The following is a 26,607-nucleotide window of genomic DNA, read 5'->3' as shown; positions in this document are numbered from 1 at the left end:
GGTGTACCTATTTAATTTTCTTGGTTTTTTTCTATAATACGCCCATCGCAACGGTGGCGTGGTCATGGCGGAAGATAGCGACCAGGAGAAAACAGAGCAGCCTACAGGCAGGCGTTTATCGCAGGCCCGGGAGGAAGGCCAGGTTCCCCATTCCAGGGAGCTGGGGAGTTTTCTCGTCCTCATGGTGGCCGCCGCTGCCTTCTGGATGCTGGGGGGCTGGCTGGCCGAACGGGCCATGCAGATCATGCGCAAGGGACTGACCATGGATCCCGCGTTCCTCAAGGAGCCGGAACTGGCCTTGGTGCGCTTGAGCGATCTGGGCTTTGATGCCCTGCTCAGTTTTTCTCCCCTGGTGCTGGCCATGATCGTGGCCTCCCTGATTCCTCCCTTTCTGCTCAATGCTTGGGTCTTTGCACCGAAAGCCCTGATGCCCAGCTTCGGGCGCATGGACCCCATCGCCGGGATAGGCCGGATGTTCTCCTGGAACAGCCTGATGGAACTGCTCAAGGCCATGCTCAAGGCCCTGCTGATCGGCGGGGTCGCCGTGTTTCTGGTGTGGCGCGAATGGGAAGACATCTTCGGGCTCCTGGGCCAGCCCCTGGAATCGGGGCTGGCAACGGCCGGGCACCTGCTCACCTTCACCTTCCTGATACTCGTCTCGGCCATGGTCGTGATCGTTGCCGCCGACGTGCCCTTCCAGATCTGGCAGTACTACGACAAGCTGAAGATGACCAAGGAACAGGTGCGCCAGGAAATGAAGGAAATGGATGGGGACCCCATGGTCAAGGGACGCATCCGCAGCCTGCAGCGGGAAGCGGCTCGGCGCCGGATGATGGCGGCCGTACCTCAGGCCGACGTGATCGTCACCAACCCCACCCACTACGCCGTGGCCCTGTCCTACAAGGAAGGCATGGGGGCGCCCAAGGTGCTGGCCAAGGGCATGGGGGTGATTGCCCAGAAGATCAAGTCCCTGGGGGCCGAACACGGGGTGCCCATGCTGGAGGCGCCCCCCCTGGCCCGGGCCCTGTACAAGCATACGGAAGTGGATGACCAGATTCCCGGCAGTCTCTATGCGGCGGTGGCCGAGGTGCTGGCCTACGTTTATCAGTTGAACCGCTGGCGCACTACCGGGGGGGATTATCCGACCCCTCCCAAGGATCTGGATGTGCCGCCTGAACTCGTGCCGGGGGTCGCCTGATGGCCAGCGCCGCCCTTACCCTGCAGAATGTGTTCAGCCGTCTGAACGCGACCCAGCTGGGGGCGCCCATCCTGATCGTCATGATCCTGGCGATGATGGTGCTGCCCCTGCCGGCATTTGCCCTGGACGTGCTGTTCACCTTCAACATCGCCCTGTCGGTGCTGATTCTGCTGGTGGCCATCCAGGTCAAGAAGACCCTGGAATTCTCCGTCTTTCCCACGGTGCTTCTGGTCACCACCCTGCTGCGCCTGTCCCTCAACGTGGCCTCCACCCGGGTGGTGATGCTCGAAGGACATACCGGCGGCGACGCCGCCGGCAAGGTCATCGAGGCTTTCGGGCACTTTCTGGTGGGCGGCAACTACACGGTCGGGATCATCGTGTTCCTGATCCTGGTGATCATCAACTTCATGGTCATCACCAAGGGTGCTGGCCGGGTGGCCGAAGTTTCCGCCCGCTTCACCCTGGATGCCATGCCCGGCAAGCAGATGGCCATCGACGCCGATCTGAACGCCGGCCTGATCGGTGAGGACGAGGCCCGTCAGCGCCGCTCCGACATCGCCCGGGAAGCGGAATTTTTCGGGTCCATGGACGGTGCCTCCAAGTTCGTGCGGGGCGATGCCATCGCCGGCATCATCATCACCCTGGTCAACGTCATCGGCGGCCTGATCATCGGAGTGGTCCAGCATGACCTGGGGCTGGCCGAAGCGGCCAAGAACTATACCCTGCTGGCCATCGGCGACGGCCTGGTGGCCCAGATTCCCGCCCTGGTGATCTCCATCGCCGCCGGCATGGTGGTCACCCGGGTTTCCGACGAGCGGGATGTGAGCGCCCAGTTCGCCGCCCAGGTGTTCCGCAACCACCAGGTGGTGTTCATCACCGCCGGCATCCTGGGGGCCATGGGGCTGATCCCCGGCATGCCCAATCTGGTCTTCCTGCTGCTGGCCGGCGGACTGTCCTTCCTGGGCTGGAAGATGCTCGAGAAGTCCCGCCGGGAGGCCTTCAAGCCGGTGCAGGCCCCCGTGGCTCCTGCCCCTGTCCAGGAGGCCCAGGAGGCCAGTTGGGCCGATGTGGCGCCCCTGGATGTGCTGGGCCTGGAAGTGGGTTACCGCCTCATCCCCCTGGTGGACAAGACCCAGGACGGGGAGCTGTTGCGCCGCATCCGCGGCATCCGCAAGAAGTTTGCCCAGGAGGTGGGGTTCCTGGTGTCGCCGGTGCACATCCGCGACAACCTGGAGCTCAAGCCCAACGCTTACCGCATCCTGCTCAAGGGCGTGGAAGTGGGGCATGGCGAAGCCTTCCCCGGCCAGTTCCTCGCCATCAACCCGGGGCGGGTGGCCGGGACGCTGCCGGGCACGCCCACCAAGGACCCGGCCTTCGGTCTGGCCGCCGTGTGGGTGGATGCCAGTTTGCGGGACCAGGCTCAAGCCTACGGCTACACGGTGGTGGATGCCTCCACCGTGGTGGCCACCCACCTCAACCATCTGATCCTGACCCACGCTTCCGGTCTCCTGGGACGCCAGGAGGTGCAGCAGCTGATCGACTACCTGGCCAAGGAAATGCCCAAGCTGGTGGAGGATCTGGTGCCCAAGATCCTGCCCCTGGGGACCCTGCAGAAAGTCCTGCAGAACCTCCTCGAAGAGGGGGTGCATATCCGCGATATGCGCACCATCATCGAGACCCTGGCCGATCACGCGACCCGGACCCAGAGCGCGGACGAGCTCACCACCCAGGTGCGCATGGCCCTGGGCCGGGCCATCGTGCAGCAGCTCTACCCGAGCGGCAACGAAATGCAGGTCATGACCCTGGACCCCCAACTGGAGCGTCTGCTGCTGCAGACCGTGGCCGGTACCAGCGGTGCTTCGGCCCTGGAGCCCGGGCTCGCCGACGGCCTGCTCAAGGAAGCAGCCGCCGCCGCCCAGCGTCAGGAAAGCCTGGGCATGCCGCCGGTGCTGCTGGTGCCCGGGGCCATCCGTCTTCTGCTGTCCCGCTTCCTGCGGCGCAGCATTCCGCAACTGAAGGTCATCGCCCATGGCGAAGTGCCTGAAACCAAGATCCTCAAAGTGACCTCGATCATTGGAGGTAGGTCATGAATGTAAGAAAATTCATTGCAGTCAATGCGCGGGAAGCCCTGCGCAAGGTCAAGGAAACCCTGGGACCTGACGCCATCATCCTCTCCAACCGGGGTGTTCCCGGCGGGGTCGAGATCATGGCCGTGGCAGCCCGGGATATGGCCATGATCGTGCCGCCGGTGGAAGAGCGGCCGGTCCAGCGCCCGCCCCGCCCGGCGCCGCAGCTTGCCGACGAGGACGATTACCGGGTCAGCCTGTCCCGGCCGGCAGCTCCCACGGCCCAGCCGGCTGTGGCCGCCCAGCTCTTCAACGCCCCCCTGCGCCAGAACACGCCGGCCCCGGCCGTGCCGCCCCGGGCACCGGCCGCGCCGCCCCGGGCACCGGCCGCGCCGGTCCAGCAGCAGGCGCCGGTGAATGCCTCCATTCCCAAGCCCGCTTCCCTGCGCCAGGCTGCCGAGCCAGCCCGTCCAGCTGCTCCGCCCCGTGCCCCGGCCGGTCCGGCGCCGACGGTCAGTACCCGTCACCATCCCCAGGGACGGGGTGAGGCTGAAGTGGTGCCGGCGGCCGTCATGGACGAGATCCGTTCCCTGCGCAAGATCGTCGAACAGCACCTGGCAGGTTTTGCCTGGGGCGAGGTGGCCCGCACGGAACCGGTGAAGACCGAGGTGCTGCGGCAGATGCTGGATGCGGGGTTTTCCCCCCAGTTTGCCCGGGAGTTGCTGCTGGACCTGCCCCCCGAGATGGATACCGTACAGGCCCTGGCCTGGACCCGGGGCGTGGCGGACCGTAGCCTGCATACCCTGGGGGCGGACAACGACATCATCGACAAGGGCGGCATCTATGCCCTGATGGGGCCCACCGGCGTGGGCAAGACCACCACCACGGCCAAGCTGGCCGCCCGCTGCGTCTTGCGCCACGGAGCCAGCAAGGTGGCCCTGGTGACCACTGACAGCTACCGGATCGGCGCCCACGAGCAGCTGCGCATTTATGGCCGCATCCTGGGGGTCACCGTGTATCTGGCCAAGGACGCGGAAGAGCTGCATCAGATCCTCACCGAGCTCAAGCAAAAGCACATGGTCCTGATCGACACCATGGGCATGAGCCAGAAGGACAAGCTGGTGGTGGAGCTCAATGCCATGCTTTCCGATTGCGCCGTGCGTCGCCTGCTGGTGCTGTCGGCCACCTCCCGGGGCGATACCCTGGACGATGTGGTGCGCGCCTACCGGGGCGACGATCTGGCCGGCTGCATCCTCACCAAGGTGGACGAGACCGCCAGCCTGGCTCCGGCCCTGGACGCCATCATGCGCCACGGTCTGCGCCTGCACTACGTCTCCAATGGCCAGCGTGTGCCGGAAGACCTGCACCTGCCGAACCGGGCCTACCTGCTGCACCGGGCCTTCAAGGAAGTTCCCGATGCCGCCCACCGTTATGACGGGGTCGAACCCGGCCTGATGATGGCCAATGCCGGCCTGATGGCGGCAGGAGGCAGGCGTGGCTGATTTCCGCCACGATCAGGCCGCCGGTTTGCGGCGGATGTTCAACCGTCGCCAGCTGCGGGTCGTGACCTTTGCCTCCGGCTCCCCCGGGGTGGGCAAGACCTCCATGGTGGCCAATGTGGCCGTGGCCCTGGCGCGCCTGGGGCTGGAAGTGCTAGTGGTGGATGAAAATGGCGGGGCGGGGCACATGGGCACCTTCTTCGGCATCCATCCCCAGGGCGACCTGCTCCAGGTCCTGAACCGCCAGCGGCCCCTGGAGCAGGTGCTGTTTACCCCGGTACCGGGGGTCAGCGTCCTGCCGGCAGGGATGGCGGCGCGCCAGTTGGGGCGCCTTTCCCCGGCCCAGCAGCAGGCCATGCTGGCTGGCATGTCTTCCTTGGAGCGCCCGGTGGATGTGATCCTGGTCGATACCAGTCCCGATCATGCCCATGGCTTCTCGCCCTGGGGCCTGGCCGCCGGGGAGGCCGTGATGGTGGTTTCCGGCTCCGGCTCTTCCATCACCGACTCCTACGCCTTGATCAAGAAGGTGAGCCTGGCCTTTGCCCGGCGCCATTTCCGCATCCTGGTCAACCGGGTCAAGACCCGGGAGGACGGGCTGACGATCTTCGGCAACCTGCGCAAGGTCGCTGCCCAGCGGGGCATTGCCCAACTTGAATATGGTGGCGCCGTGCCCCTGGACGACAGCCTGAAGCAGGTGGCCCAGTTCTGCCAGCCCATTGTCTCCACCCTGCCCGAAGCTCCGGCAGCCGAAGCCCTGCGTGAATTTGCCGCCGATATGCTGGATTGGCCCAGCGCCGAATATGAGAATGGCGGGGTCGAACAATTCATTCAGCAACTGTTACACTTGAGCCATCGCATAACACCCCGCGTCCTACAAGCTTAAATGTATACAGCCGCCGGTCAGCTCGACAGGGAGCAACTGGTCCAGCACTATTCCCCTCTGGTCAAACGCATCGCCCACCACCTGATGGTCCGCCTTCCCGCCAATGTGCAGCTGGAAGACCTGGTCCAGAATGGCATGATCGGGCTTCTGGATGCGTTGGGCCGTTACGAGGAGGGTTTTGGTGCCCAGTTCGAGACCTATGCCAGTCAGCGTATCCGTGGTGCCATGCTGGATGGCCTGCGCGAGAACGACTGGCTGCCGCGCAATCTGCGCCGGGAGATGCGGCGGGTGGAGGCGGCCCTGCAGCAGCTGGAGCAGCAGAACGGGCGGGTCCCCAGCGAGAGTGAACTGGCGGCCAATCTCGGCATGCCCCTGGCCGATTACCAGAAACTCCTGCAGGAAGCCCGGGGGCACCAGCTTGTGTACCTGGAAGATTTTGCCACCGAGGCCGGGGAGGACTTCCTGGAACGGCATCTGGGCAGCAGCGAGGATGATCCTTCCGTCCTGCTGGAGGACAAGGACCTGCGCCGCAACCTGGTGCAGGCCATCGGCGCCCTGCCGGAGCGGGAGCAGCTGCTGATGGCCCTGTATTACGAGGAAGAGCTGAACCTGCGGGAAATCGGTGAAATCATGGGGGTGACGGAATCCCGGGTGTGCCAGCTGCACAGCCAGGCCATCAGCCGCATCCGCAGCAAGGTCTTTGGCGAGGCCGCCGTGCAGCCCAAGGGGCGAAAAAAGGTGAAGGACATTGGATAAGATCAGTCTCGTCGGGCTTTTCATCGGCATCGGCGCCATCCTGGGCGGGCAGGTGCTCGAAGGCGGGCATGTGGCTTCCCTGGTGCAGCCCACGGCCCTGATGATCGTGCTGGGCGGAACCCTGGGGGCAGTGATGCTGCAAAGCCCCTTCAGTGTCTTCAAGCGAGGGCTGCGCATGGTGGCCTGGGTGTTCATGCCCCCCGTCATCGAACACAAGCGGCTCATCGACCAGGTTTCCCAGTGGAGCCATCTCTCCCGTCGGGAAGGTTTGCTGTCCCTGGAAAATTTCACCAACCAGCTCAAGGACCCCTTTGCCAAGAAGGGCCTGCAACTGCTGGTGGATGGCGCCGACCCGGAGCGTCTGCGGGAGGTGATGGAGGTGGAGCTCAACACCTATGAAGAGGAAATGCGTCAGGGGGCGAAAATCTGGGAGTCGGCCGGCGGCTACTCCCCCACCATCGGCATCCTCGGGGCGGTCATGGGCCTGATCCACGTGATGGAGAATCTCTCCGACCCCTCCAAGCTGGGGGCCGGCATTGCCGTGGCCTTCGTGGCCACCATCTACGGTGTCGGTCTGGCCAACCTGGTGTTCCTGCCCGTGGCCAACAAGCTCAAGGCTTACATCGGACGGCAGATGGTGGCCAAGGAGATGCTGCTGGACGGCCTGCTGGGCATTGCCGTGGGAGACAATCCCCGCATCATCGAGAGCCGGCTGCAGGGGTACATCTTCCAGGAGCCCAGCACACCACCGGCCAGGGCCGGGCGTCGCTGAGATTGCCATGGCACGCAGGAAACGGCCCGAGGAGCACGAAAACCACGAGCGCTGGCTGGTGTCCTACGCGGACTTCATCACCTTGCTGTTTGCCTTCTTCGTGGTCATGTACGCCCTTTCCTCCATCAACGAGGGCAAGTACAAGATCCTCTCCGATTCCCTCAACAACGCCTTCCGGAACATCGCGAACAACCCGGCCGGGCAGATTGTCGTGGTGACCGAGGGGGCCCCGCCCCTGCCGGTACCCGTGGCCCGTCCGGACAAGGGGGCGGACGAGACCAAACTCAAGCAGCGGGACAAGATGCGCAGCATGGCCAAGGAGATCATGGAAGCCCTGGCGCCCCTGGTGAAGCAGGGCAAGGTGCGGGTGCTGGAAACCAGCCGCGGCGTGACCGTGGAAATCAACGACAGCATCCTGTTTGCCCCCGGTCAGGCCCGTCTCGAACCCATGTCCATCAGCGCCTTGCAGGCTGTGGCCATGGTGGTGGCCAACAGTGAGTTTCCCATCACCATCGAGGGCCACACGGACAACATTCCCATCAGCACGCCCCAGTTCCCCTCCAACTGGGAACTCTCTGCCGTGCGCGCCACCACGGTGCTGCGCCTGTTTGCTGATTCAGGGGTTTATCCGGAACGGCTGACAGCCATCGGGTACGGCGAACAACGGCCGGTGGAGAGCAATGACACGGTGGAGGGGCGGGCCCGCAACCGGCGGGTGACCATATTGATCGATTCCTTTGTCCCGGAGACTCCCACCGAGGTGGCGACGGAGCTGAAGCCGGCTACCTGATGGCGGGAAGGTTCAGACCGAGTCGCTGATGCGGAATCCGGGGCCGCTGGCGGTCTGCCCGTCCGGACCGTAGAAGGTGCCCCTGGCCTGCTGGCCGGTGATGGCATCCAGCAGCTGCTTGTTGTTGCGGGCCAGCAGGGCAATGCACTGGCCGTTCATTTCGTTCAGGGATTTGGCCTCCCGGGCCAGTCCTTGCAAGGCCTTCCAGCCCTGCAGTAGGCGGGGATTCTGCTGCCCCTGGAGCCAGCGCTCCACGGCTTCCCCGTTTTCGGCGACGCCCAGTTCCACCAGACATTCATGTCGCTGCTGGCCCAGGCTGGTGAGTTCTTCCACCAGCTTACCCTTGGCTTCGATGATCCCGGCCAGGACGTCCACCTGGCCACTGCTGAGAACCCGCTGCTCCTCGCCCAGCAGGGCGACAAAACGCTGCACGGCAGCGATTTCAGCTGCAAGCAGTTGCGGGAAGGTGGCGCTCATCAGGCTTTGCGCTGGGCGTTGATGAGTTCCTGGGCGGTGGTGATCAGGCGCTCGGCGATGGCTTCCGGGTTCACCCGGAAACGGCCTTCGGCGATGGCTTGCTTGATTTCCTGTACCCGGGAGTTGTTCACCGGCGGCTCACTGCCCTTGAGCTGGGCCGCGTCGCTCAACTTCACCTGCTCACCGGCCGCCGCCGTACCAGCGGGCTTGGCCGCTGTCCGGCTGGGGGGCGTGGGAGCCACTTTTAATGCGGTATCGACTTTCACGATGTCACCTGTGACGAACTTGTATCGATTTTAACGGCAAAAAGGGCGCCTGCTTGAGGTAAGGGCTGGAAAAGTTTTGCTTTTTCATGCCAGCGGCCGTCCGGCACCCGCCTGCCCGACGTTTTTTTCAAGGGGCTTTCCGCAGCGCTAGGGGCGGGACTCACCGACCAGCACCGTGCCGTTGAACTGGGCGATGCCGCTGACTACCGTACCGGACTGGGTGCGCACCTGAACCACCTGCCCTTCCGCGGCATTGTTGAGGGCCCTTCCTTCGTTGGTGGCGGTGAAACCCGGCCCATGAAAGACCAGCTTGATGGATTGTCCCTGCTGGATCACCAGGGGGGCCAGCAACTGGTCCAGCCGCAGGGGTTGACCGGAGGCCAGGGAGAATCTGATGGTCTTGCCCACGGCCTGGGATGGGTCGGTGAGAATGCCGGCGGGCAGGCTGCCCAGGTCTCCAGTGAGCACCACCAGGTTGTCGGGCTGGATGCTCTGTCCTGCCACCAGGGGAGTGGCGGTTGCCACGTAAGTGCTCTCGATGGCGATCTTGACGGGCACGAAGATGTTCCAGCGGGCCGGACCTGCGCAGCGCAAGCCGATGCTGACACTACCCAGCAGGCGCACGCCGCTGGGGATATAGGGCTGGTAGCTGCTGCACTGGGGCAGGCGCAGGCGGGGGTCCAGGGGGCCGGCGCTGATGCTGATCCGGCCCGGTTGGCCCTGGAGCTGCTGGCGCACGTAGTTTTCCACTGCGCCCAGGGCCGGGTCCTGGGCAGCCAGGGCGCTGAGGGGTAGCAGGCAGGCCAGGAGGATGGTTGCCAGTGATTTCATGTCGCCATTGTCCCCCATGGAAGGGAAATCCCAAATACTTCCCCGGCAGGCAAGATTTGCCGCATCCATGGTGTGGCACCCCGTTTTCTGCATGGCACGAAACCTGCTGTGGATGCTGCAAATGTGCGCATGCGGGAGAACAAAATGATTGGTGACATCAAGGCCCATCTGGGCACCTATACCGAAGCCCTCAATTTGCGGGCTTACCGGCAACAGGTGCTGGCTTCCAATATCGCCAACGCTGACACTCCCCACTACAAGGCCAGGGATTTCGATTTCACTGCCGCCTTCGAGACAGCCATGGGCAAGCGGGAGAGTCAGGGTAGCGTCGGCGTGGCCCGTACGCATCCGGGGCACCTGGGCGGGCTGGATTCCGGCCTGGCGCATGTGAATCTGCAGTACCGCAGCGAAACCCAGTCGGCGGTGGATGGCAACACGGTGGACATGGACGTGGAGCGGGCCCAGATTGCCGACAACTCCCTGCAATACCAGATCGTGACCCAGTTCCTGTCTGACAAGATCAGCGGCCTGCGTACCGCCATCAGCAGCAACCAGGGTTGATAGGAGAAAAGACTCATGAGTCTGTTCAATGTCTTCAAGGTTTCCAGTAGTGCCATGTCGGCCCAGTCCCTGCGCCTCAATGCCGTGGCATCCAATCTGGCCAACGCCGACAGCGTGGTTTCGGCCAACGGGCAAGCCTACCGGGCCAAGCAGGTGGTGTTTCAGGCCACGCCCCTGGGCAATGCCGGCGAGGCTTCCCAGGGGGTGAGGGTGACCCAGGTGGTGGAAAGCGCCGCTCCCCCCCGCCTCAACTACGACCCCCACAACCCCCTGGCCGACGAAAACGGTTACGTGACCATGTCCAACGTGGATGCGGTCGAGGAGATGGTGAACATGATTTCCGCTTCCCGCTCCTACCAGACCAACGTGGAAGTGATGAACACGGCCAAGCAGATGCTGGTTCGCACCTTGCAGATCGGCCAGTAAAGCCTAGGAGAACACGATGTCTTCCATCATTGATGCAGTAAATGCCGCCAACTCGGCAGGCTCTTCTTCCAGCAAGACCTCTTCTGCGGCGGAAATGAGCGACCGGTTCATGACCCTGTTCCTGGCCCAGCTGCAGAATCAGGATCCCCTGAATCCCATGGAAAATGCGGAGATGACCTCCCAGCTGGCCCAGATGAACATGGTCTCCGGTCTGGAAACCCTGAACGAAAGCATGCAGACCCTGTTGGGCAGCTACAACGAAGCCTTGTCCCTGCAGGCGGCAAATTTGGTCGGCAAGAATGTCCTGGTGCCGGGTGATGACCTGACCCTGAGTGAGGATGGCAGTCTGTTCGGCCTGGAGCTCAGCGGGCCTGCCGACAAGGTGGAGGTGATCATCATGGACAGTACGGGCAAGGAAGTGGCCCGCCAGAGTCTGGGTGAGCAGGATGCCGGCTCCATGGCTTTCTACTGGGATGGCACCAAGAGTGATGGGGAAAAGGCGAGTGCTGGCAGCTACAGTTTCTCCGTTTCCGCTTCTCTGGATGGGGAGCCCGTCGAAGTGAAGGCTCTGCAGGCTGGCACGGTCTCTGCATTGGTTCGGGGGACGAATGGTTTCCTGCTCGAGGTTGCCGGGCTCGGAAACGTGACCCTGGATGATGTGAAGCAGGTGTTTTAAGGAATAGCTGAGGAGAAGATCATGGCATTCCAGCAAGGGTTAAGCGGTCTCAATGTCTATTCCAAGGCCCTGGATGTGGTGAGCAACAACATCGCCAACGCCAGCACCGTGGGTTTCAAGGCGGCTCAGGCACATTTTGCCGACGTCTATGCGGGGGCCCTGAACGGGTCTGGCGCTTCCCAGGTGGGGATCGGGGTGGGCTTGGCTGCCGTGCAGCAGCAATTCACCCAGGGCAATATTTCGGTGACCAACAACGCCCTGGATATCGCGATCAACGGTAACGGTTTTTTCCGCCTGCAGCAGAGCACCCTGGATCAGACCGGCTACTACACCCGCAATGGCCAGTTCCATCTGGACAAGAGCGGCTACATCGTCAATTCCAATGGCGGTTACCTTACCGGCTATGACTCTGCCGATGGGGTAAACGTCGACACGGCCTCCATCGTGCCCCTGACGGTGGGTACCGAAGGGATTCAGCCGCAGCAAACGGGCTGGTCTTCATCCCTGGATGCTTCCCAGGGGGGGCTCATCATCGGGGTGAATCTGGACAACCGGGACAAGAAGGCAGCCACTATTGCAGCAGGTTCGGATTGGACTGAGCTGACCCCCTTTGCCTGGGACTCCACCTTCAACACCAGCATGTACAACTACTCCACCTCGGCCACGATCTATGACCAGGCCGGGGCTTCCCATACCCTGACGAACTACTATGTCCGGAGTGGGGATAGCGGGGTGGATGCGCGGACCTGGGATGTCTACACGGTCATCGACAACAAATACCTGGTGTCTGCTACGCCGACCCAGCTCGAGTTCGAGCCCAATGGAACTCTGGTCGGTAATGCCGGCGACTATCGCTTTGAGCTGGATCTCTCTGCCACGGTGATGCAGGACGGTACAGCCATGGATCTGACTTCGGATACGGGGCTGAACTGGTTTGCCCAAAGTCCAGGGGTGTCGGGGGATTTTGCCTTCTATATGGACATGGGCAAGTCCACCCATTACGGCATGGCCTACAACACCGACGACATCATCCAGGACGGGTACACCGCCGGCACCCTGACCAAGCTCAGCGTGGATGAGAAGGGCTTTGTGGTGGGGAACTACAGCAACGGTCAGACCAAGCTCATGGGCCAGGTGGTTCTGGCCGAGTTCAACAACCCCAACGGCTTGCAGAGCATGGGGGACAACCTCTGGGTGGAAACCTTTGCCTCCGGTCAGCCCACCATAGGCACGCCTGGTGCCGGGACCCGGGGTTCGCTGCAGTCCGGTTCGGTGGAGGAGTCCAACACCGACCTGACCCAGGAACTGGTCAACATGATCGTCATGCAGCGCAACTATCAGGCCAATGCCCAGTCCATCAAGACCCAGGACCAAATCCTGCAGACCCTGGTAAGCCTGCGCTAATTTCCATATTTCCTAGACCCAGACCATGGACCGCCTGATCTATACCGCCATGACCGGTGCCAAGCACGCTTTCCTGCAGCAGGCGGGCGTGGCCAACAATCTGGCCAATGCCAGCACCATCGGCTTCAAGTCCCAGATGCACCGTTTCGAAGCGGTGCCGGTGCTGTCCGAGGCCATGCCCAGCCGGGCTTTCGTGGTGGATGCCTCGATCCAGGACATCTTCGACGAAGGGCCCATCCTGCGTACCGACAACCCGTTCGACGTGGCCGTGGATGGGCGCGGCTGGATTGCCGTGCAGACGCCGGACGGTGGTGAGGCCTATACCCGGGCGGGGGCCCTGGAAATCAACGTAAACGGGGTGCTGCAGACCAAGAGTGGCTACATCGTCGCCGGTGATGGCGGCCCCATCAGTATTCCCCCTGATAACAATGTGAGCATCGGTCCGGATGGCACGGTTTCGGTGATTCCCACCTTCGGGACCCCCAACGTGGTCAATGTGGTGGGCCGCATCAAGCTGGTGGATCCCCCCGAGGCGGATCTGGAACGCAGTGCCGACGGGTTGTTCCGCCTGCGTGGCGGCGGTGGGATCGTGCCGGCCGATGAGCGGGTGCGCCTGTCTCCGGGCAATCTGGAAGGTAGCAACGTGAATGCGGCCGAGTCCATGGTGCAGCTGATCAGCCTGTCCCGCCAGTTCGAAATGCAGATCAAGCTCTTGCAGACCGCCGATCAGAACGCCCGTCAGGCAGACCAGCTCTTGTCCCTGAGCTAATAGAGGAAAACATCATGATTCGCTCCCTGTGGATTGCCAAGACCGGTCTGGGCGCCCAGCAGACCAACATTGACGTGATCGCCAACAACCTGGCCAACGTCAGTACCAACGGTTTCAAGAAATCCCGGGCCGTGTTCGAGGATCTCCTGTACCAGGTGGTGCGCCAGCCCGGGGCCCAGTCCTCCCAGCAGACCCAGATTTCCAACGGCCTGCAGCTGGGTACCGGGGTGCAGCCTGTGTCCACGGCGCGCATCTTTACCCAGGGCAACCTGCAGAACACCCAGAACCCCCTGGACATGGCCATCAGCGGCAGCGGCTTCTTCCAGGTCCTGATGCCGGATGGCACCATCGCCTATACCCGCAATGGCTCCTTCCAGAAGGACAACCAGGGGAATATCGTCACCCCGGATGGTTATCCCCTGCAGCCCAACATCAACATTCCCCAGACGGCCCAGTCCATCACTGTCGGGACGGATGGCACGGTAAGCATCACCGAGCAGGGCAATACCCAGCCGGTGCAGATCGGCACCATTCAGGTGGCTACTTTCGTCAATCCGGGCGGCCTGCTCAGCGTCGGCAGCAACCTCTACATGGAAACGGGCTCCAGCGGTACGCCGACCCCCAATACCCCAGGACAGAACGGGGCCGGGACCGTGGAGCAGAAATACGTGGAAACCGCCAATGTGGATGTGGCCGAGGAACTGGTGAGCATGATCGAAGCCCAGCGGGCCTATGAGCTCAATTCCAAGGTGGTCAGTACGTCCGACCAGATGCTGGCCCGTCTCACCCAGATGTAAGTGAGGCAGTTATGAACAGGTTCGGCTTCATCCTGCTGCTTTTGTCCTTGCTGGGAGGCTGTGCGTCCACGCCGCCCACCAGCGTGCATCAGCCCATGACGGCCAGGCCGGTCCATCAGGATGTGCCTCAGGCCGGCAATGGCAGCATCTACCAGGTGGCTTCGGCCCGTCCCCTGTTCGAGGACCGGCGCGCCCGCTACGTGGGCGATACCCTGACCATCAACATCACGGAAAGCAACAAGGCCTCCGCCGAGTCGGCCAGCAATGCTTCCCGGACCGCGAATACCACCGCCAATGTCAATGCCCTCAACGTCTACCCCTTCAACGTCAAGCCCCTGACCGGGCTCGGCGGCCTGAACGTGGATGCCGGCAGCAGCAATACCTTTGCCGGCAAGGGGGATGTGGAGAACACCAACGCCTTCACCGGCACCATCACGGTGACGGTGATCGAGGTCTATCCCAACGGTAATCTGCTGGTGTCGGGAGAAAAGCAGGTCTCCATCGGGCATCAGCAGGAGTTCATCCGCCTCTCCGGGGTGGTGAATCCCCGTGACATCCGTAGTGAGACCCACAGCGTGGATTCCTCCCGGGTCGCTGACGCCCGGATCGAGTACAAAGCCTCCGGTTACATCAGTGAAGCCCAGGTCATGGGCTGGCTGGCACGATTCTTTCTCTCTGTTCTTCCATTCTGATATGGGAGTTCATCATGGCAAGTCTGGGCCGAATCATCCTGGGGCGGGCGGCAATTCTCGCCGCTTGCGCCTTGTCCTGCTGGAGTCTGCCGGCCAGTGCTGAGCGGCTCAAGGATCTGGTGGCCGTCCAGGGGGTGCGCAACAACCAGCTGGTTGGTTATGGCCTGGTGGTGGGCCTGGACAATAGCGGTGACCAGACTACCCAGACCCCCTTCACTTCCCAGTCGGTGATCAACATGCTGGCCCAGATGGGGGTGAACATTCCCCTGGATCAGGCCAAGAGCATCCAGCTCAAGAACGTGGCGGCCGTCATGGTGACCGCCAACCACCCTCCCTTCGCCCGTCCCGGGCAGCCCATAGACGTGACCGTGTCGTCCATCGGCAATGCCAAGAGCCTGCGGGGCGGAACCTTGCTCATGACGCCACTGAAGGGGGCGGACGGGCAGGTCTATGCCATGGCCCAGGGCAGCGTGCTGGTGGGCGGGGCGGGGGCGGCTGCGCCCGGGGCCAAGGTGCAGGTCAATCACCTGTCCGCGGGCCGCATTCCCGGTGGGGCGACGGTGGAGCGGGCGGTGCCCACTTCCCTGGGGCAGGGGCCCTACGTGGTCTATGAGCTGGAAGGCTCCGATTTCGAGATGGCCCGCCGGGTGGTCAATGCCATCAATGCCAGGATGGGGGCCGGAGTGGCCCAGGCCATGGATGGACGCCAGATCCGGGTTGCGGCGCCGGAATATCCCGATGCCCGGGTGGCCTTCATGGGGCGTCTGGAAAATATCGAAGTGGAGCCCGTTCAGGCCCAGGCCAAGGTGGTCATGAATCCCCGTACCGGGTCCGTGGTGATGAATCAGCTGGTGACCATTGAGGCCTGTGCCATTTCCCATGGCAACCTTTCCGTAGTGATCACCAACGATCAATTGCCGGAAGGCAACCAGACCAATGTGCGCCTGGCCCAGGACGGGACCAATCTGCTCAATCTGAAGGCCGGGACCAATCTGGCGGATGTGGTCAAGGCGCTCAACTCCCTGGGGGCGAATCCCCAGGACCTGCTGGCCATCCTGCAGGCCATGAAGGCCGCCGGTGCCCTGCGGGCTGATCTCGAGATCATCTGATGTCCACCAAGGTCACCACGACGGGCAACAGTCTGGCCGCTGACCTCCAGAGCGTCCAGGATCTGCGTGCCCAGTTCAAGAACGATCCTCAGGCCGGGGTCAAGGCTGCGGCTCAGGAGTTCGAAGCCCTGTTCCTGCAGATGGTGATGAAGTCCATGCGCGCCACCACGAGCCAGGATGGCTTGCTGGACAGTGAATCGAGTCGCTTCTTCACCGGCATGCTGGATCAGCAGGTGGCCAAGGATATTTCCCAGACCGGTACCCTGGGGCTGGCCCAGTTGCTGGAAACGCAGCTGAGCCGGCGCCTGAACGGTACGGCAGGCCAGGAGGCGGCAAGTATTTCCGCCCAGGCTGTTGCCGATTTGCCGCTGGCCCGTCCTCAGGGGCAGGGAGCCGGGGCCGGATTGCAGGGGGCTCGGGCAAACCAGACCAAAATGGACAGCCCGGCTGTTGCCTCTGGCGAAACAGTCTCTACGCCGGGCTCCCCCAGGGAGTTTGTGGAACAGGTCTGGCCCCACGCGGTGGAGGCCAGCCGCAGCACCGGCATTCCGCCCCAGTTCCTGGTGGCCCATGCGGCCCTGGAAAGCGGCTGGGGCAAGCGGGACATCCGCAACCAGGACGGTTCCCCGTCCTACAACCTGTTTGGCGTCAAGGCGGGCAAGAGCTGGCAGGGCAAGAGCACGGAAATCACCACCACCGAATACGAGAACGGGGTGGCCGTGAAGCAGCAGGATAGCTTCAGGGCCTATGACTCCTACGCCGATGCCTTCCGGGATTACGCCAACCTGCTGCGCAACAGTCCCCGTTACGGTAGCGTCATCGGATCCCAGGATGGCACGGAGTTTGCAAGAAGGTTGCAACAGGCGGGCTATGCCACCGACCCGAAATATGCTGAAAAGCTGGCTGGGATCATCAACGGACCCACATTGCGGCAGGCACTAATCGGTTGAGCAGGCTCAAAGAATTCCCGTCTGAGCCGTAATAGAACGGCAGAACCGGAGATGAATCATGAGCCTCTTGAATACTGGTGTAACGGCGATTGCCACCGCCCAGCTGGGTCTGGCCACGACCCAGCACAATATTGCCAACGCCAATACCGCGGGTTACAGCCGGCAGTCCATCATGCAGGCCACCAATATTGCCATGGTGACTGGCGCCGGCTCCATCGGCCAGGGGGTGCACGTCTCCACCATCGTGCGCAGCTACAGCGCCGTGCTGCAGAGCCAGGTCAATTCCGCCCAGAGCAAATCCAGTGAGCTGGATACCTATTACGGGATGATTTCCCGGATCGACAATCTCCTGGCCGATTCTTCCTCCGGCATGTCCCCTGTCCTGGCCGGCTTCTTCCAGGGGGTCCAGGATGTGGCCACCAACCCCAGCCTGGTGTCGGCCCGCCAGTCCATGGTCAGTTCCGCCCAGGCCCTGGTGACCCGTTTCCAGACCCTGGAAAACCGTCTTTCCCAGCTGTATGAGGAAACCAACACCCAGGTCAAGGATACCGTCGGCCTGATCAATACCTACAGCTCGCAGATTGCCAATCTCAACGAGAAGATCGTGGCGCTCAGCACCACGGGCAATACCCCCAATGACCTGCTGGACCAGCGGGACCAGATGGTGCTGGAGCTCAACAAGCTGGTGCGGGTCAGTACCGTCCAGGACTCCCAGGGGGCCTACAACGTGTTTGCCGGCAACGGCCAGCAACTGGTGGTTGGCAATCAGGTGGTGCCCCTGGAGGTACGGCCTTCCGCATCGGATCCCGAACGTTATGTGGTGGCTCAGCAGGGCAGTGCGGCCGAACTGCCGGATAGCTATCTGGATGGTGGCTCCCTGGGGGGGTTCCTCTCCTTCCGGACCGAGGCCCTCGACCAGGCTGCCAATGCCCTGGGCCAGATGGCAGCCAGCCTGGCCCTGACCGTCAATGCCCAGCAGGCCCTGGGCCAGGATCTGCTCGGTAACGTGAGCGGTGATGCGGCCTTCGTTTCCGAGTTCTTCAAGATCGGCTCTCCCAAGTCCGTGGAAAACAGCATGAATACCGGTACCGGGGGAGTTGCTTCCTTCGAGTTCCAGGATCCCCAGGTTTCCAGCAGCGGCAACTATTACACCCAGATCACCACCAGCGATTACGAAGTACGCTTCGCCGCCGGGGGCAGTTTCGAGATTACCCGGGTCAATGACGGGGCGGTGGTGGCTACCGGTACCGAGGGTACGGCAGTCAATTTTGACGGGCTGACCCTGGATTTCAGCGCCGGTCATGCGGCCGGTGATACCTACCTGCTCCAGCCGACCCGGGAAATCGCCCGCAACATTACGGTGAACCAGGAAATTTCCGGGGATGTGCGCAAGATTGCCGCGGCAGCCCCTATCCGCACTGCTGCCGCCACTGGCAACGTGGGGACTGCCACGATCACGGCGGGGAGCGTGGTGGGTTCTCCCTACCAGATTCCCGCCCTGAGCCTGGAATACGTGGCCGGGACCAACTCCCTGCGGGGTTTTGCCCCGGGAACGACGGTGAATGTAGATGGCACCAACTACGCCATTGCTGCTGCCACGGATGAGATTCCCTATACCAGCGGCGCCACCATCACCATCGACAACTTTGCCTTCAGCATCTCCGGCACTCCGGCCGGGGGGGACCGGTTCCTGGTGGAGGCCAATACGGGAGGCACCGCCGACGCCCGCAACATCGTCAAGATAGGGGCGCTGCAGACGGCTCAGACCATGAACGGCGATGGTACCAAGGGGGTGTCCACCTTCCAGGTTTCCTATGCCCAGCTGGTCAGCGACATCGGCACCAAGACCAAGACGGCCCTGGTCAATGGCACTGCCCAGGCCACGGTCCTGGAACAGGCAGTAGCGGCCCGGGATGCAGTTTCCGGGGTGAATCTGGATGAGGAGGCGGCCAACCTCATCAAATACCAGCAGGCTTACCAGGCGGCGGCCAGAATGATGGATACGGTGTCCAAGCTTTTTGACACCCTGCTCAGCATCGGGGCCTAGGAGATGAATCATGCGTATTAGTACTGCTCAAATCTACGATTCCGGCACCAACGGTCTGCTGCGCAATCAGTATGACCTCTACAAACTGCAGAATCAGATGTCCACCGGGCGCCGGGTGGTGACGCCTGCTGATGATCCCGTGGCGGCGGCCCAGGCCCTGGTCACGGAGCAGAAGCAGAGCGTGAACCAGCAGTTCCTCGACAACCAGTCCAATGCCAAGACCCAGTTGGCCGAGCTGGAGAGCCTGATGGCTTCCGTGGGCAACGTGCTCATCAACGCCAAGAGCCGTTGGGTGGAGGCGGGGAACGGGACCTACTCGGCCAGTGAGCTGAAGGCCATTGCCGTGGATCTGCGTGGCAAGTACCAGGAGGTGCTCGGGGTGGCCAACAGCGCCGATGCCAATGGTCTTTATCGTTTTGCCGGCTATCAGGCAGGAACCCAGCCCTTCGCCGAGTCGGGGGGCAGCATTGTCTATCAAGGGGATAGCGGTGCCCGGCAACTGCAGGTGGAAGCCAGTCGCTACATGGATGTCAGCTACTCGGGGCGTGAGTTCTTCGAGGGCATTCCCCAGGGGAACGGGGTATTCGTGGCCAACGCAGACAGCGGCAATACCGGTAGCGGGGTGATCAGCAACGGCAGTACCGTGGGGACCTTTGATGGCCGCAGCTACGAGCTGCGCTTTACCTCAGCCACCAACTACGAGCTCTGGATAGACGGGGCCCTGGACTCCACGGCCGCCTATACCTCTGGTGGCACCATCAACCTGGGAGGCGCCCAGGTGACGGTCAGTGGTGCGCCGGCAGTGGGGGACTCCTTCACTGTGGCGCCCAGCACCGATGAAAGCATTTTCACCACCCTGGACAATTTCATTGCCGCGCTGGAAAGCGGTGACACCGCATCCGCCGAATTCAAGAACACCATGCTGCGGGTCGGCGCCAGCCTCGATCAGGCCGTCCAGCACGTGGTGGACAGCCGGGCCGTGGTGGGAGCACGCATGGCAGAGCTGGAGTCCCTGACCTCCCTGGGTGAGGACCTGGATGTCCAGTACCAGTCCCAGATTTCCGATCTGGTGGATCTGGATTACGCCAAGGCCATCACCGACCTGTCCAAGAACCAGTTGCAGCTGCAGGCCGCCCAGCAGTCCTTTCTCAAGGTGACCGGCCTGAGCCTGTTCAATTTCATATGAGGTGGCGGATACCTGCCCTGTTGCTGGTGTCTGCCCTGGCCGGCTGCGCTAGCGACGGCATGAATAGCAGCGTGGTGGAGCGGGACACGGTGCAGAACGTGGCGGTGCTGGGGCTGGCCAACAAGTTGCTGGCCCCGACCGCCTCTCAGCTTGCCAATTTCGGCCTAGCCTACCTGATCTATGATCCCCTGGCGCCCAACTGGGAGATTGAGGAAACCCGGGTCAGCGAGGATGTCTTTTACCTGCAGCTGCGCATGAAGCGCTATTTCACCGGTGGGGAAGGGGAAGCCATGCTCATCCTCAAGCGCCGGGCAGGGCTGTTGCAGCGGGAACTGGGCTATGGCGGCTACCGCATCCTGGACTACGCCGAGGGCATCGAGTCCCATACCATGGCGGCCCGGCGATTTGGCGAGGGCAGCATCAAGCTGGTGCGCCACTGAGCGGTTCTTCCGGGGGTCAGGGGGGCGGCAGGGCAAAGTAGAGCATGGCGTTCAAGCCTTCGTTGAACAGCCGCTCCAGGGGCACTGCCAGATAGTTCATCATCAGGATCAGGCTGATGAAACCCAGGGCCAGGGTGATGGGAAAGCCGATGGCGAACAGGTTGAGCTGGGGGGCCACCCGGTTGAGGATGCCCAGGGCCAGGTTGGTGATCAGCAGCATGACGATCACCGGCAGGGAGAGCAGCAGGCCCGCTGAAAAGATCTTGCTGCCCAGCGCCGCCAGGAAGTGCCAGCTGGAAGGATGCAGCGAGGTGCTGGAGATGGGAATGGCGGTAAAGCTCTGAGCCAGGACCGAGATGTAGATCAGGTGCCCGTTCATGGAGAGGAACAGCACGGTGGCCAGCAGGGTCAGGAAGTTGGAGACCACTGAAGTCTGGGCCGTGCTCTGGGGGTCGTAGAAGGTGGCAAAGCCCAGACCCATCTGGAAGGCGATGATGGCGGAGGCCATGTCGATGGCCGTGAAGATGATGCGCATGGACAGGCCCATGCCGACGCCGATGAGAATCTGCTGGGCCAGGATCCAGAGCCCGACGCCCGAGGCCGGGGGAACGGCGGGCATGGGGGGCAGGATGGGGATGATGGCGACGGTCAGGGCAATGCCGAACACCAGCCGTACCCGCCGGGGTATGCCCGCGCTGCTGAGAAAGGGGGCGGTGGCGGCCAGGGAAAGGATGCGCACCAGGGGATAGATGAAGCTGGCGATCCAGAGATCCAGCTGGGCGGAGGTGAAGGTGATCACATCAGCCGATGACGTTGGGGATGCTCTCCAGCATCCGGCGCATGAAGTCCAGGATCAGTTGCAGCATCCAGGGGCCGGCCAGGATCAGGACCAGGAATACGGCCACCAGCTTCGGGATGAAGGAAAGGGTGGCTTCGTTGATCTGGGTGGCGGCCTGGAAAATGCTCACCAGCAAGCCCACGGCCAGGGCCACCAGCAACAGGGGGCCGGCCAGGAGCAGTGCAGTTTCGATGGCCTGGCGGCCGATTTCCATGACGGTTCCGGAATTCATGTGCCGAAACTCTTGACCAGGGAACCGATCAGCAACTGCCAGCCGTCCACCAGCACGAACAGCATGATCTTGAAGGGTAGGGAGACGATGACCGGGGACATCATCATCATCCCCATGGACATCAGCAGGCTGGCCACCACCATGTCGATGACCAGGAAGGGAATGAACACCACGAAACCGATCTGGAAGGCCGTTTTCAGTTCGCTGGTCACATAGGCCGGCACCATGACCCGCATGGGGGTGTCTTCCGGCTTTTCGATCTTGTCGATGTTGGCGAGACGGGCGAACAGGGCCAGGTCCGATTCCCGGGTCTGCTTGAGCATGAAGGCCTTGACCGGTACCGAGGCCCGGTCGGCCGCCTCCATGATGTTGATGCGGTTTTCCGAGAGGGGCAGGTAGGCTTCGTTGTATACCCGTTCGGCCACTGGCGCCATGATGAAGAAGGTGAGGAACAGGGCCAGTCCCACCAGGATCTGGGTCGGTGGCGCAGTCTGGGTGCCCAGGGCATGCCGCAGCAGGGAGAACACGATGATGATGCGGGTGAAGCTGGTCATCATCAGCAGGGTGGCGGGGATGAAGGAGAGCGCTGTCAGGGTCAGCAGCGTCTGGATGGTGAGCGTGTAGGTGGTGCTGTTGCCCGGTCCCGGGGTGGCGGAGAAGGCGGGAATCCCGCCGGCAGCCTGGGCCATGGCCAGACCGGGCAGGAACAGCAGGGCCAGCAGGGAAAGATGGTGCCACAGGGGCTTGCGCTTACTGTTCATGCCCGCGGCGCTCCGAGAATTTCTGCATCCAGTGGGAAAACGGGAGAGGGGACAGGGCTGCGGCAGGTGGCAGTTCCCCCTTGGGCATGCAGTGCAGGGTGCGGATCTGGCCCGGCACGATGCCCACCACCAGCCACTGGTCTCCCGCTTCCACCAGCACGATGCGTTCCCTGGGGCCCAGGGCGAGGCCGCCCAGGAGTTTCAGATTGCCCTGGCCGAAGCCCTTGCCGCCCAGGAAGTGCCGGGCCAGGAAGGCGAACAGGAGCAGCAGGCCGATGATCAGGATCAAGCCCAGCACGGCCTGCAGGAAGGCCCCCGAAGGAACGCCGGGGGCCGGGTCGGCAGCCAGTGCCAGGGAAGGCAGGCCGGCAAGCAGTGCAGCCAGGGGAGGTAAGGAAATGGGGCGCATGAAAAACGCGGGTGGAAAAACCCGCGTATCTTAGATCAATCCGTGCTTCAGGGGCAGAACGATTGTGACCAACGGCCTCCGCGGTCTCAGCGGCCCAGTTTGCGCATGCGCTCCGAGGGCGTGATGATGTCGGTCAGGCGGATCCCGAACTTGTCGTTGACCACCACCACCTCGCCCTGGGCAATCAGGGTGCCGTTCACCAGGACATTCATGGGTTCCCCGGCCATGGCTTCCAGCTCAACCACGGAGCCGTGGGCCAGCTGCAGCAGATTCTTGATGGTGATCTTGGTCCGTCCCAGCTCCACCGTCAGCTGCACGGGGATGTCCAGGATCATGTCCAGCTCGTTCATGATGCTGCCCGGGGCCCCACCGGGGGCGCCAAAGGACGGGAAGATGTCGGCCGGCTGGGCGGCGGGCTGGGCCGCGGCGGGTGTCTCGGTCACGGCCTGTTCGGCCATGGCGGCCGCCCAGTCGTCCTCGGAAATGGCGGCTTCGGCAGCAGGGGTTTCGGTACTGTCCATGCCCATGCTCGCCAGTGCGTCAGAGAGTTCGTCGTCAGCCATTCTTTGATTCTCCAGAAACGGTATCGGTGGCGGATTCCGAGGGAACGAAACGGTCTACCTTCAGGGCGTACTGGCCATTTTGCTGGCCGTAGCGGCATTCCATCACGGCGACGCCGTCCACCTCGACGGTGATCTTCTCCGGGATGTGGATGGGGATCACGTCACCCGCCTTGAGTTTGAGGATCTGCCCCAGGGTGATGCTGCTGGAGCCCAGTTGGGCCACCAGCTCCACCTCGGCTCCCTGGAGCTGCTTGCGCAGCATGCCGATCCAGCGCTTGTCCGAAGACAGCTGGTCGCTTTGCATGGTGCTGTAAAGCAGGTCCCGGATGGGCTCGATCATGGAGTAGGGGAAGCAGATGTGCATGTCTGCGGTGGCCCCCCCGAATTCCAGCGTGAAAGTGGTGGAAATGACGATTTCCGAGGGGGTGGCGATGTTCGCGAACTGGGAGTTCATCTCCGAGCGGATGTACTCGAAGCTGATGTCGAACACCGGTTTCCAGGAGCGGCCGTATTCGGCAAATACCACTCCCAGCAGCCCCTGGATGATGCGCTGTTCCGTGGGGGTGAAGTCCCGCCCTTCGACCCGGGAGTGAAAACGCCCGTCGCCGCCGAACATGTTGTCTACCACCAGGAACACCAGATTGGGGTCGAACACGAACAGGGAGGTGCCCCGCAGGGGTTTGGCCGATACCAGGTTGAGGTTGGTGGGGACCACCAGATTGCGGATGAACTCGCTGTACTTCTGGACCCGGATCGGCCCCACCGAGATTTCGGTGTTGCGGTGCATGTAGTTGAACATGCCGATGCGCAGGTAGCGGGCGAAACGCTCGTTGATCAGTTCCAGCGTGGGCATGCGCCCACGGACGATGCGCTCCTGGGTGCCCAGGTTGTAGGAGCGGACCCCGGATGTCTCGGCGGCACTTTCCTCCGGCTCGTCAGTCTCCCCCGTGACGCCCTTGAGCAGGGCATCCACTTCTTCCTGGGAGAGAAAATCACCGGCCATGGGGCGCCCCGGTCCTTACTGGATGATGAAGGAGGTAAACAACACGGATAGCACAGGCCCTTCCGGCGCCTTGCCCTTGGCCGAGGGGTCCAGGATGCTGTTGATTTCGTCCTTGATTTCCTTGGCCAGCTGTTCCTTCCCCTCCTTGGTCAGGAGCTCCGAGGCCTTCTTGCTGGACAGGATCATGGTCAGATTGTTGCGGATCCGGGGCATCTGGCCCTTGAGGATGGGATCGGCAGTCATGTCTTCCAGTTCCAGGGCCATGACCACCTGCATGTACTGATCTCCACCCTGCTCGGGTACCAGATTCACAGTGAAGGCATCCAGGTTCACAAACACGGGGGGAACTCCGGCCTCGGCTTTCTTCTTCTTGGGTTTCTTGACCTCCTGGGCCACCTCTTCTTCGTCCTCGTGGTCTCCGCCCCCGGAAAGGAGCAGGAACGCAGCCCCGGCGCCGGCCACCAGCAACAGCAGAACCACGGCAAGAATGATGATCAGGAGTTTCTTGCTTTTCTTGGGGGCTTCTCCCTCGGCGGGGGCCGGCTTAGCGTCTTTGGCCATGTATGACTTGTCCTTTCAGTTCTTCAGGCATGCTTTCCGGTCAGGCGAACAAATCCACCAGTCCGTTGCCCCGTTGGGGCGAAACGCTGGTGACACTGCCGGAGTCGGCCTCAAGTATAGCCTCATCCCCCTGGCTCCGGGTTCCGCTCCGCTCCTGGCGGGCCTGAGCCTGTTCCTGCTGGGCCTGGGTTCCCACCTGGGTCTGGCCCAGGGAAATGCCGGCACTGGCCAGCATTTCCCGTAGTCGGGGCATGGCGTCTTCGATGGCCTGGCGCACTTCGGGAGTGGCGGCGGTGAAGTTGGCGGAAGCCTGGTCGGAATCCAGGCTCAGGGTGATCTGCAGGGGGCCCAGGTGGGCCGGATTGAGGCTCAGTTGTGCCTGCTGTTGATCATTGCGGGCCATCCAGACAATTTTCTCGCCGAATTCCTGGGACCAGCGGGGATCCTGCACCGGGGTATCCAAGCTGCCCTGGGGGGCTGCTGCCTGGGCAGGAGCGGTCTGAGGAGTGGTGTTGCCGTGGACTGCGCTGCTGTGCAGCAGCTGGCTGAAATCTTCCGGTCCGGCGGCAAGATTTGCCGAGCCGGTGCTCTGGGCAAGCGTCAGTTCTTCCTGGAGCAGGCCGGGGAGGGCGAGGGGTTGGTTTGGTGTTGCTTGACTCTGGGTGGGGACTGCTTGCGCCGAAGTGGGTGCAATCGTGGCAACTTCGTGTTGCTCTATAAGGCGGGCATCCGGGGTGGCTGGGATTGAGGTAGGGGTTATCGGCGCCTGCAGGGCGCCCAGCAGTCCCTGTCCGTTGCTGTCCTCTTGGAGCTCGTCCTGCTTGCCCTGCTTCTTGTCGCGCAGCAGGGCCTGGATTTCTTCGGGAAGCTGACTCAGGAAGTCCTGCAGCCCCGTGGCTGCTGCAGTCATGCCCGGGTCTGTAGCGGCGATGGGAAGGTCACCCAGAATCTGGATTTGTCCTTGTTCTCCGATCTGGCGCCCGCCAAGCAGCTGGGCAAACAGGCCCGAGAAGCTGCCGTTTCCTGCTTCACCTTCGGCCGTACCGGTGTTGCCGCTCAGGGCGCCGAGCAGGTTGCCCCCGGAGGATGGGGAAACAGCGCTGATTGTCATGGTTTTCACCTTGCCTGTACTTGATTTGCGAAGTTCAAAGCAAGGGGCGTACCAATGCCTGGTTTCTCAACTCTGGCCGTTGTGGTCCTGCTGGTAGCGGCGTGTCACGTACTCGTCCTGCTGTTTTTGTTCCTGGCGTAGTTCCTTGCGCTGCTGGGCATGCTGATGTCGTATGGCCAGGGTGTCGATGGCTTTCAGCTTGGTGTTCTGGGTTTTCCAGTGCTCCTGTCCGGCGGCCGTATTCTGGGCCGAGGCCTGGACCATTTCGGTCTGCTGGATGATGGCCGCGTCGATCTTGGCGATGAAGTCCTGGTAGTTCTGCCAAGCTTGCAGGGTTAGTCCCTGGGTCTGGGCGTCGCGGAAACGCTGCACATATTCCTCCCGGTACTGGGTCAGCAGGTCCAGCCGGCTCCGGGCATTCTGCTCTGCCGCCACCAGCTGCCCCAGGCGGCGGGTGGCTTCATCGGTCCTGTCGCGCATCAGCTCGAGCAGGGGCTGCAGGGAAAAATTCGTGCTCATGGATGGATTCTAGTC

At 62.7% G+C, this 26,607-nt stretch carries 31 protein-coding genes; 19 read left to right on the top strand and 12 right to left on the bottom strand.

Annotation, left to right across the window (positions count from 1 at the left end):
• Positions 1-64 precede the first annotated feature (64 nt).
• Genes flhB through motD form a run of 7 tightly spaced genes read left to right on the top strand, consistent with a single transcriptional unit; the run spans position 65 to position 7,964 of the window.
• Positions 65-1,198 carry a flagellar biosynthesis protein FlhB gene (flhB, locus tag G474_RS0116045; protein ID WP_026687854.1) on the top strand — a complete coding sequence of 378 codons (1,134 nt, stop codon included), beginning with the start codon at positions 65-67 and terminating at the stop codon, positions 1,196-1,198.
• Positions 1,198-3,288 carry a flagellar biosynthesis protein FlhA gene (gene flhA, locus G474_RS0116040; RefSeq protein ID WP_026687853.1) on the top strand — a complete coding sequence of 697 codons (2,091 nt, stop codon included), beginning with the start codon at positions 1,198-1,200 and terminating at the stop codon, positions 3,286-3,288. The genes flhB and flhA overlap by 1 nt, the downstream gene beginning before the upstream one ends.
• Entirely contained in the window at positions 3,285-4,766 is a 1,482-nt protein-coding gene (flhF, locus tag G474_RS0116035; RefSeq protein WP_026687852.1) for a flagellar biosynthesis GTPase FlhF, read from the top strand. Before flhA ends, flhF begins: the two co-directional genes overlap by 4 nt.
• Entirely contained in the window at positions 4,759-5,646 is an 888-nt protein-coding gene (locus G474_RS0116030) for a MinD/ParA family ATP-binding protein (protein ID WP_026687851.1), read from the top strand. Before flhF ends, G474_RS0116030 begins: the two co-directional genes overlap by 8 nt.
• Entirely contained in the window at positions 5,647-6,402 is a 756-nt protein-coding gene (locus G474_RS0116025) for an RNA polymerase sigma factor FliA (protein WP_026687850.1), read from the top strand.
• Positions 6,395-7,174: a flagellar motor protein gene (locus G474_RS21245; RefSeq protein ID WP_051282367.1), complete on the top strand. Its 780-nt coding sequence runs from the start codon at positions 6,395-6,397 to the stop codon at positions 7,172-7,174. Before G474_RS0116025 ends, G474_RS21245 begins: the two co-directional genes overlap by 8 nt.
• A 7-nt stretch (positions 7,175-7,181) precedes the next feature.
• A complete protein-coding gene (gene motD / locus G474_RS21240; protein ID WP_043464855.1) occupies positions 7,182-7,964 on the top strand; it encodes a flagellar motor protein MotD in 783 nt (260 codons plus the stop codon).
• 12 nt (positions 7,965-7,976) lie between these two features.
• Here motD and G474_RS22255 read toward each other — a convergent pair whose 3' ends face one another.
• From G474_RS22255 to flgA, 3 genes are all read right to left on the bottom strand, one after another.
• Positions 7,977-8,441 (bottom strand): flagella synthesis protein FlgN, encoded by a 465-nt coding sequence (locus G474_RS22255; RefSeq protein WP_026687849.1) that lies wholly within the window; start codon positions 8,439-8,441, stop codon positions 7,977-7,979.
• Positions 8,441-8,707: a flagellar biosynthesis anti-sigma factor FlgM gene (gene flgM, locus G474_RS0116005; RefSeq protein WP_026687848.1), complete on the bottom strand. Its 267-nt coding sequence runs from the start codon at positions 8,705-8,707 to the stop codon at positions 8,441-8,443. The genes G474_RS22255 and flgM overlap by 1 nt, the downstream gene beginning before the upstream one ends.
• 147 nt (positions 8,708-8,854) lie before the next feature.
• Entirely contained in the window at positions 8,855-9,538 is a 684-nt protein-coding gene (gene flgA, locus G474_RS0116000) for a flagellar basal body P-ring formation chaperone FlgA (RefSeq protein WP_026687847.1), read from the bottom strand.
• Between the two features lie 144 nt (positions 9,539-9,682).
• On the opposite strand from flgA, the gene flgB reads away from it, so the two are divergent.
• The 12 genes from flgB to G474_RS21230 are packed head-to-tail and all read left to right on the top strand — an operon-like array spanning position 9,683 to position 20,595.
• Entirely contained in the window at positions 9,683-10,099 is a 417-nt protein-coding gene (flgB, locus tag G474_RS0115995) for a flagellar basal body rod protein FlgB (RefSeq protein WP_026687846.1), read from the top strand.
• 15 nt (positions 10,100-10,114) lie between these two features.
• Positions 10,115-10,525, top strand: a complete 411-nt coding sequence (gene flgC, locus G474_RS0115990; protein ID WP_026687845.1) for a flagellar basal body rod protein FlgC — start codon at positions 10,115-10,117, stop codon at positions 10,523-10,525.
• Between the two features lie 16 nt (positions 10,526-10,541).
• Complete coding sequence (locus G474_RS0115985) at positions 10,542-11,201, top strand: flagellar hook assembly protein FlgD (protein WP_026687844.1); 660 nt, start codon at positions 10,542-10,544, stop codon at positions 11,199-11,201.
• A 21-nt stretch (positions 11,202-11,222) separates the two neighbouring features.
• Positions 11,223-12,605, top strand: coding sequence for a flagellar hook protein FlgE (gene flgE / locus G474_RS0115980; RefSeq protein ID WP_026687843.1), 1,383 nt, complete (start codon positions 11,223-11,225; stop codon positions 12,603-12,605).
• 25 nt (positions 12,606-12,630) lie between these two features.
• Positions 12,631-13,374: a flagellar basal body rod protein FlgF gene (locus G474_RS0115975; protein ID WP_026687842.1), complete on the top strand. Its 744-nt coding sequence runs from the start codon at positions 12,631-12,633 to the stop codon at positions 13,372-13,374.
• Between the two features lie 14 nt (positions 13,375-13,388).
• Positions 13,389-14,171, top strand: coding sequence for a flagellar basal-body rod protein FlgG (flgG, locus tag G474_RS0115970; RefSeq protein ID WP_026687841.1), 783 nt, complete (start codon positions 13,389-13,391; stop codon positions 14,169-14,171).
• 11 nt (positions 14,172-14,182) lie between these two features.
• A complete protein-coding gene (locus G474_RS0115965; protein WP_026687840.1) occupies positions 14,183-14,863 on the top strand; it encodes a flagellar basal body L-ring protein FlgH in 681 nt (226 codons plus the stop codon).
• A gap of 14 nt (positions 14,864-14,877) precedes the next feature.
• Positions 14,878-15,972 (top strand): flagellar basal body P-ring protein FlgI, encoded by a 1,095-nt coding sequence (locus G474_RS0115960; protein WP_026687839.1) that lies wholly within the window; start codon positions 14,878-14,880, stop codon positions 15,970-15,972.
• Positions 15,972-16,922, top strand: coding sequence for a flagellar assembly peptidoglycan hydrolase FlgJ (gene flgJ, locus G474_RS0115955; protein WP_026687838.1), 951 nt, complete (start codon positions 15,972-15,974; stop codon positions 16,920-16,922). The genes G474_RS0115960 and flgJ overlap by 1 nt, the downstream gene beginning before the upstream one ends.
• A gap of 58 nt (positions 16,923-16,980) precedes the next feature.
• Positions 16,981-18,969, top strand: coding sequence for a flagellar hook-associated protein FlgK (flgK, locus tag G474_RS0115950; RefSeq protein ID WP_026687837.1), 1,989 nt, complete (start codon positions 16,981-16,983; stop codon positions 18,967-18,969).
• 10 nt (positions 18,970-18,979) lie between these two features.
• Positions 18,980-20,155, top strand: a complete 1,176-nt coding sequence (flgL, locus tag G474_RS0115945) for a flagellar hook-associated protein FlgL (protein ID WP_026687836.1) — start codon at positions 18,980-18,982, stop codon at positions 20,153-20,155.
• Positions 20,156-20,214: 59 nt separating this feature from the next.
• A complete protein-coding gene (locus tag G474_RS21230; protein ID WP_156919309.1) occupies positions 20,215-20,595 on the top strand; it encodes a hypothetical protein in 381 nt (126 codons plus the stop codon).
• Between the two features lie 16 nt (positions 20,596-20,611).
• Here the strand turns inward: G474_RS21230 and fliR are convergent, their stop codons facing one another.
• The 9 genes from fliR to fliJ all read right to left on the bottom strand — a co-directional run bounded on the left by fliR (position 20,612) and on the right by fliJ (position 26,592).
• Complete coding sequence (gene fliR, locus G474_RS0115935) at positions 20,612-21,394, bottom strand: flagellar biosynthetic protein FliR (RefSeq protein ID WP_026687835.1); 783 nt, start codon at positions 21,392-21,394, stop codon at positions 20,612-20,614.
• Position 21,395: 1 nt separating this feature from the next.
• Positions 21,396-21,665, bottom strand: coding sequence for a flagellar biosynthesis protein FliQ (gene fliQ, locus G474_RS0115930; RefSeq protein ID WP_026687834.1), 270 nt, complete (start codon positions 21,663-21,665; stop codon positions 21,396-21,398).
• Entirely contained in the window at positions 21,662-22,426 is a 765-nt protein-coding gene (fliP, locus tag G474_RS0115925) for a flagellar type III secretion system pore protein FliP (protein ID WP_026687833.1), read from the bottom strand. The genes fliQ and fliP overlap by 4 nt, the downstream gene beginning before the upstream one ends.
• On the bottom strand, positions 22,416-22,835 hold the full coding sequence (gene fliO, locus G474_RS0115920) for a flagellar biosynthetic protein FliO (RefSeq protein ID WP_043464853.1): 420 nt from the start codon (positions 22,833-22,835) through the stop codon (positions 22,416-22,418). The genes fliP and fliO overlap by 11 nt, the downstream gene beginning before the upstream one ends.
• Before the next feature lie 86 nt (positions 22,836-22,921).
• Positions 22,922-23,362: a flagellar motor switch protein FliN gene (fliN, locus tag G474_RS0115915; protein WP_245589385.1), complete on the bottom strand. Its 441-nt coding sequence runs from the start codon at positions 23,360-23,362 to the stop codon at positions 22,922-22,924.
• A 28-nt stretch (positions 23,363-23,390) separates the two neighbouring features.
• Positions 23,391-24,401 carry a flagellar motor switch protein FliM gene (fliM, locus tag G474_RS0115910; protein WP_026687830.1) on the bottom strand — a complete coding sequence of 337 codons (1,011 nt, stop codon included), beginning with the start codon at positions 24,399-24,401 and terminating at the stop codon, positions 23,391-23,393.
• 15 nt (positions 24,402-24,416) lie between these two features.
• Complete coding sequence (gene fliL, locus G474_RS0115905) at positions 24,417-24,962, bottom strand: flagellar basal body-associated protein FliL (RefSeq protein WP_026687829.1); 546 nt, start codon at positions 24,960-24,962, stop codon at positions 24,417-24,419.
• Positions 24,963-25,002: 40 nt separating this feature from the next.
• Positions 25,003-26,073 carry a flagellar hook-length control protein FliK gene (locus G474_RS22250; RefSeq protein WP_051282364.1) on the bottom strand — a complete coding sequence of 357 codons (1,071 nt, stop codon included), beginning with the start codon at positions 26,071-26,073 and terminating at the stop codon, positions 25,003-25,005.
• Positions 26,074-26,139: 66 nt separating this feature from the next.
• Positions 26,140-26,592, bottom strand: a complete 453-nt coding sequence (gene fliJ / locus G474_RS0115895) for a flagellar export protein FliJ (RefSeq protein WP_026687828.1) — start codon at positions 26,590-26,592, stop codon at positions 26,140-26,142.
• Positions 26,593-26,607 lie beyond the last annotated feature (15 nt).

Origin of the sequence: Azovibrio restrictus DSM 23866 (genome assembly GCF_000429665.1) — a bacterium.
GTDB classification, from domain to species: Bacteria; Pseudomonadota; Gammaproteobacteria; order Burkholderiales; family Rhodocyclaceae; genus Azovibrio; species Azovibrio restrictus.
This window is presented reverse-complemented; position numbering and strand designations above follow the sequence as displayed.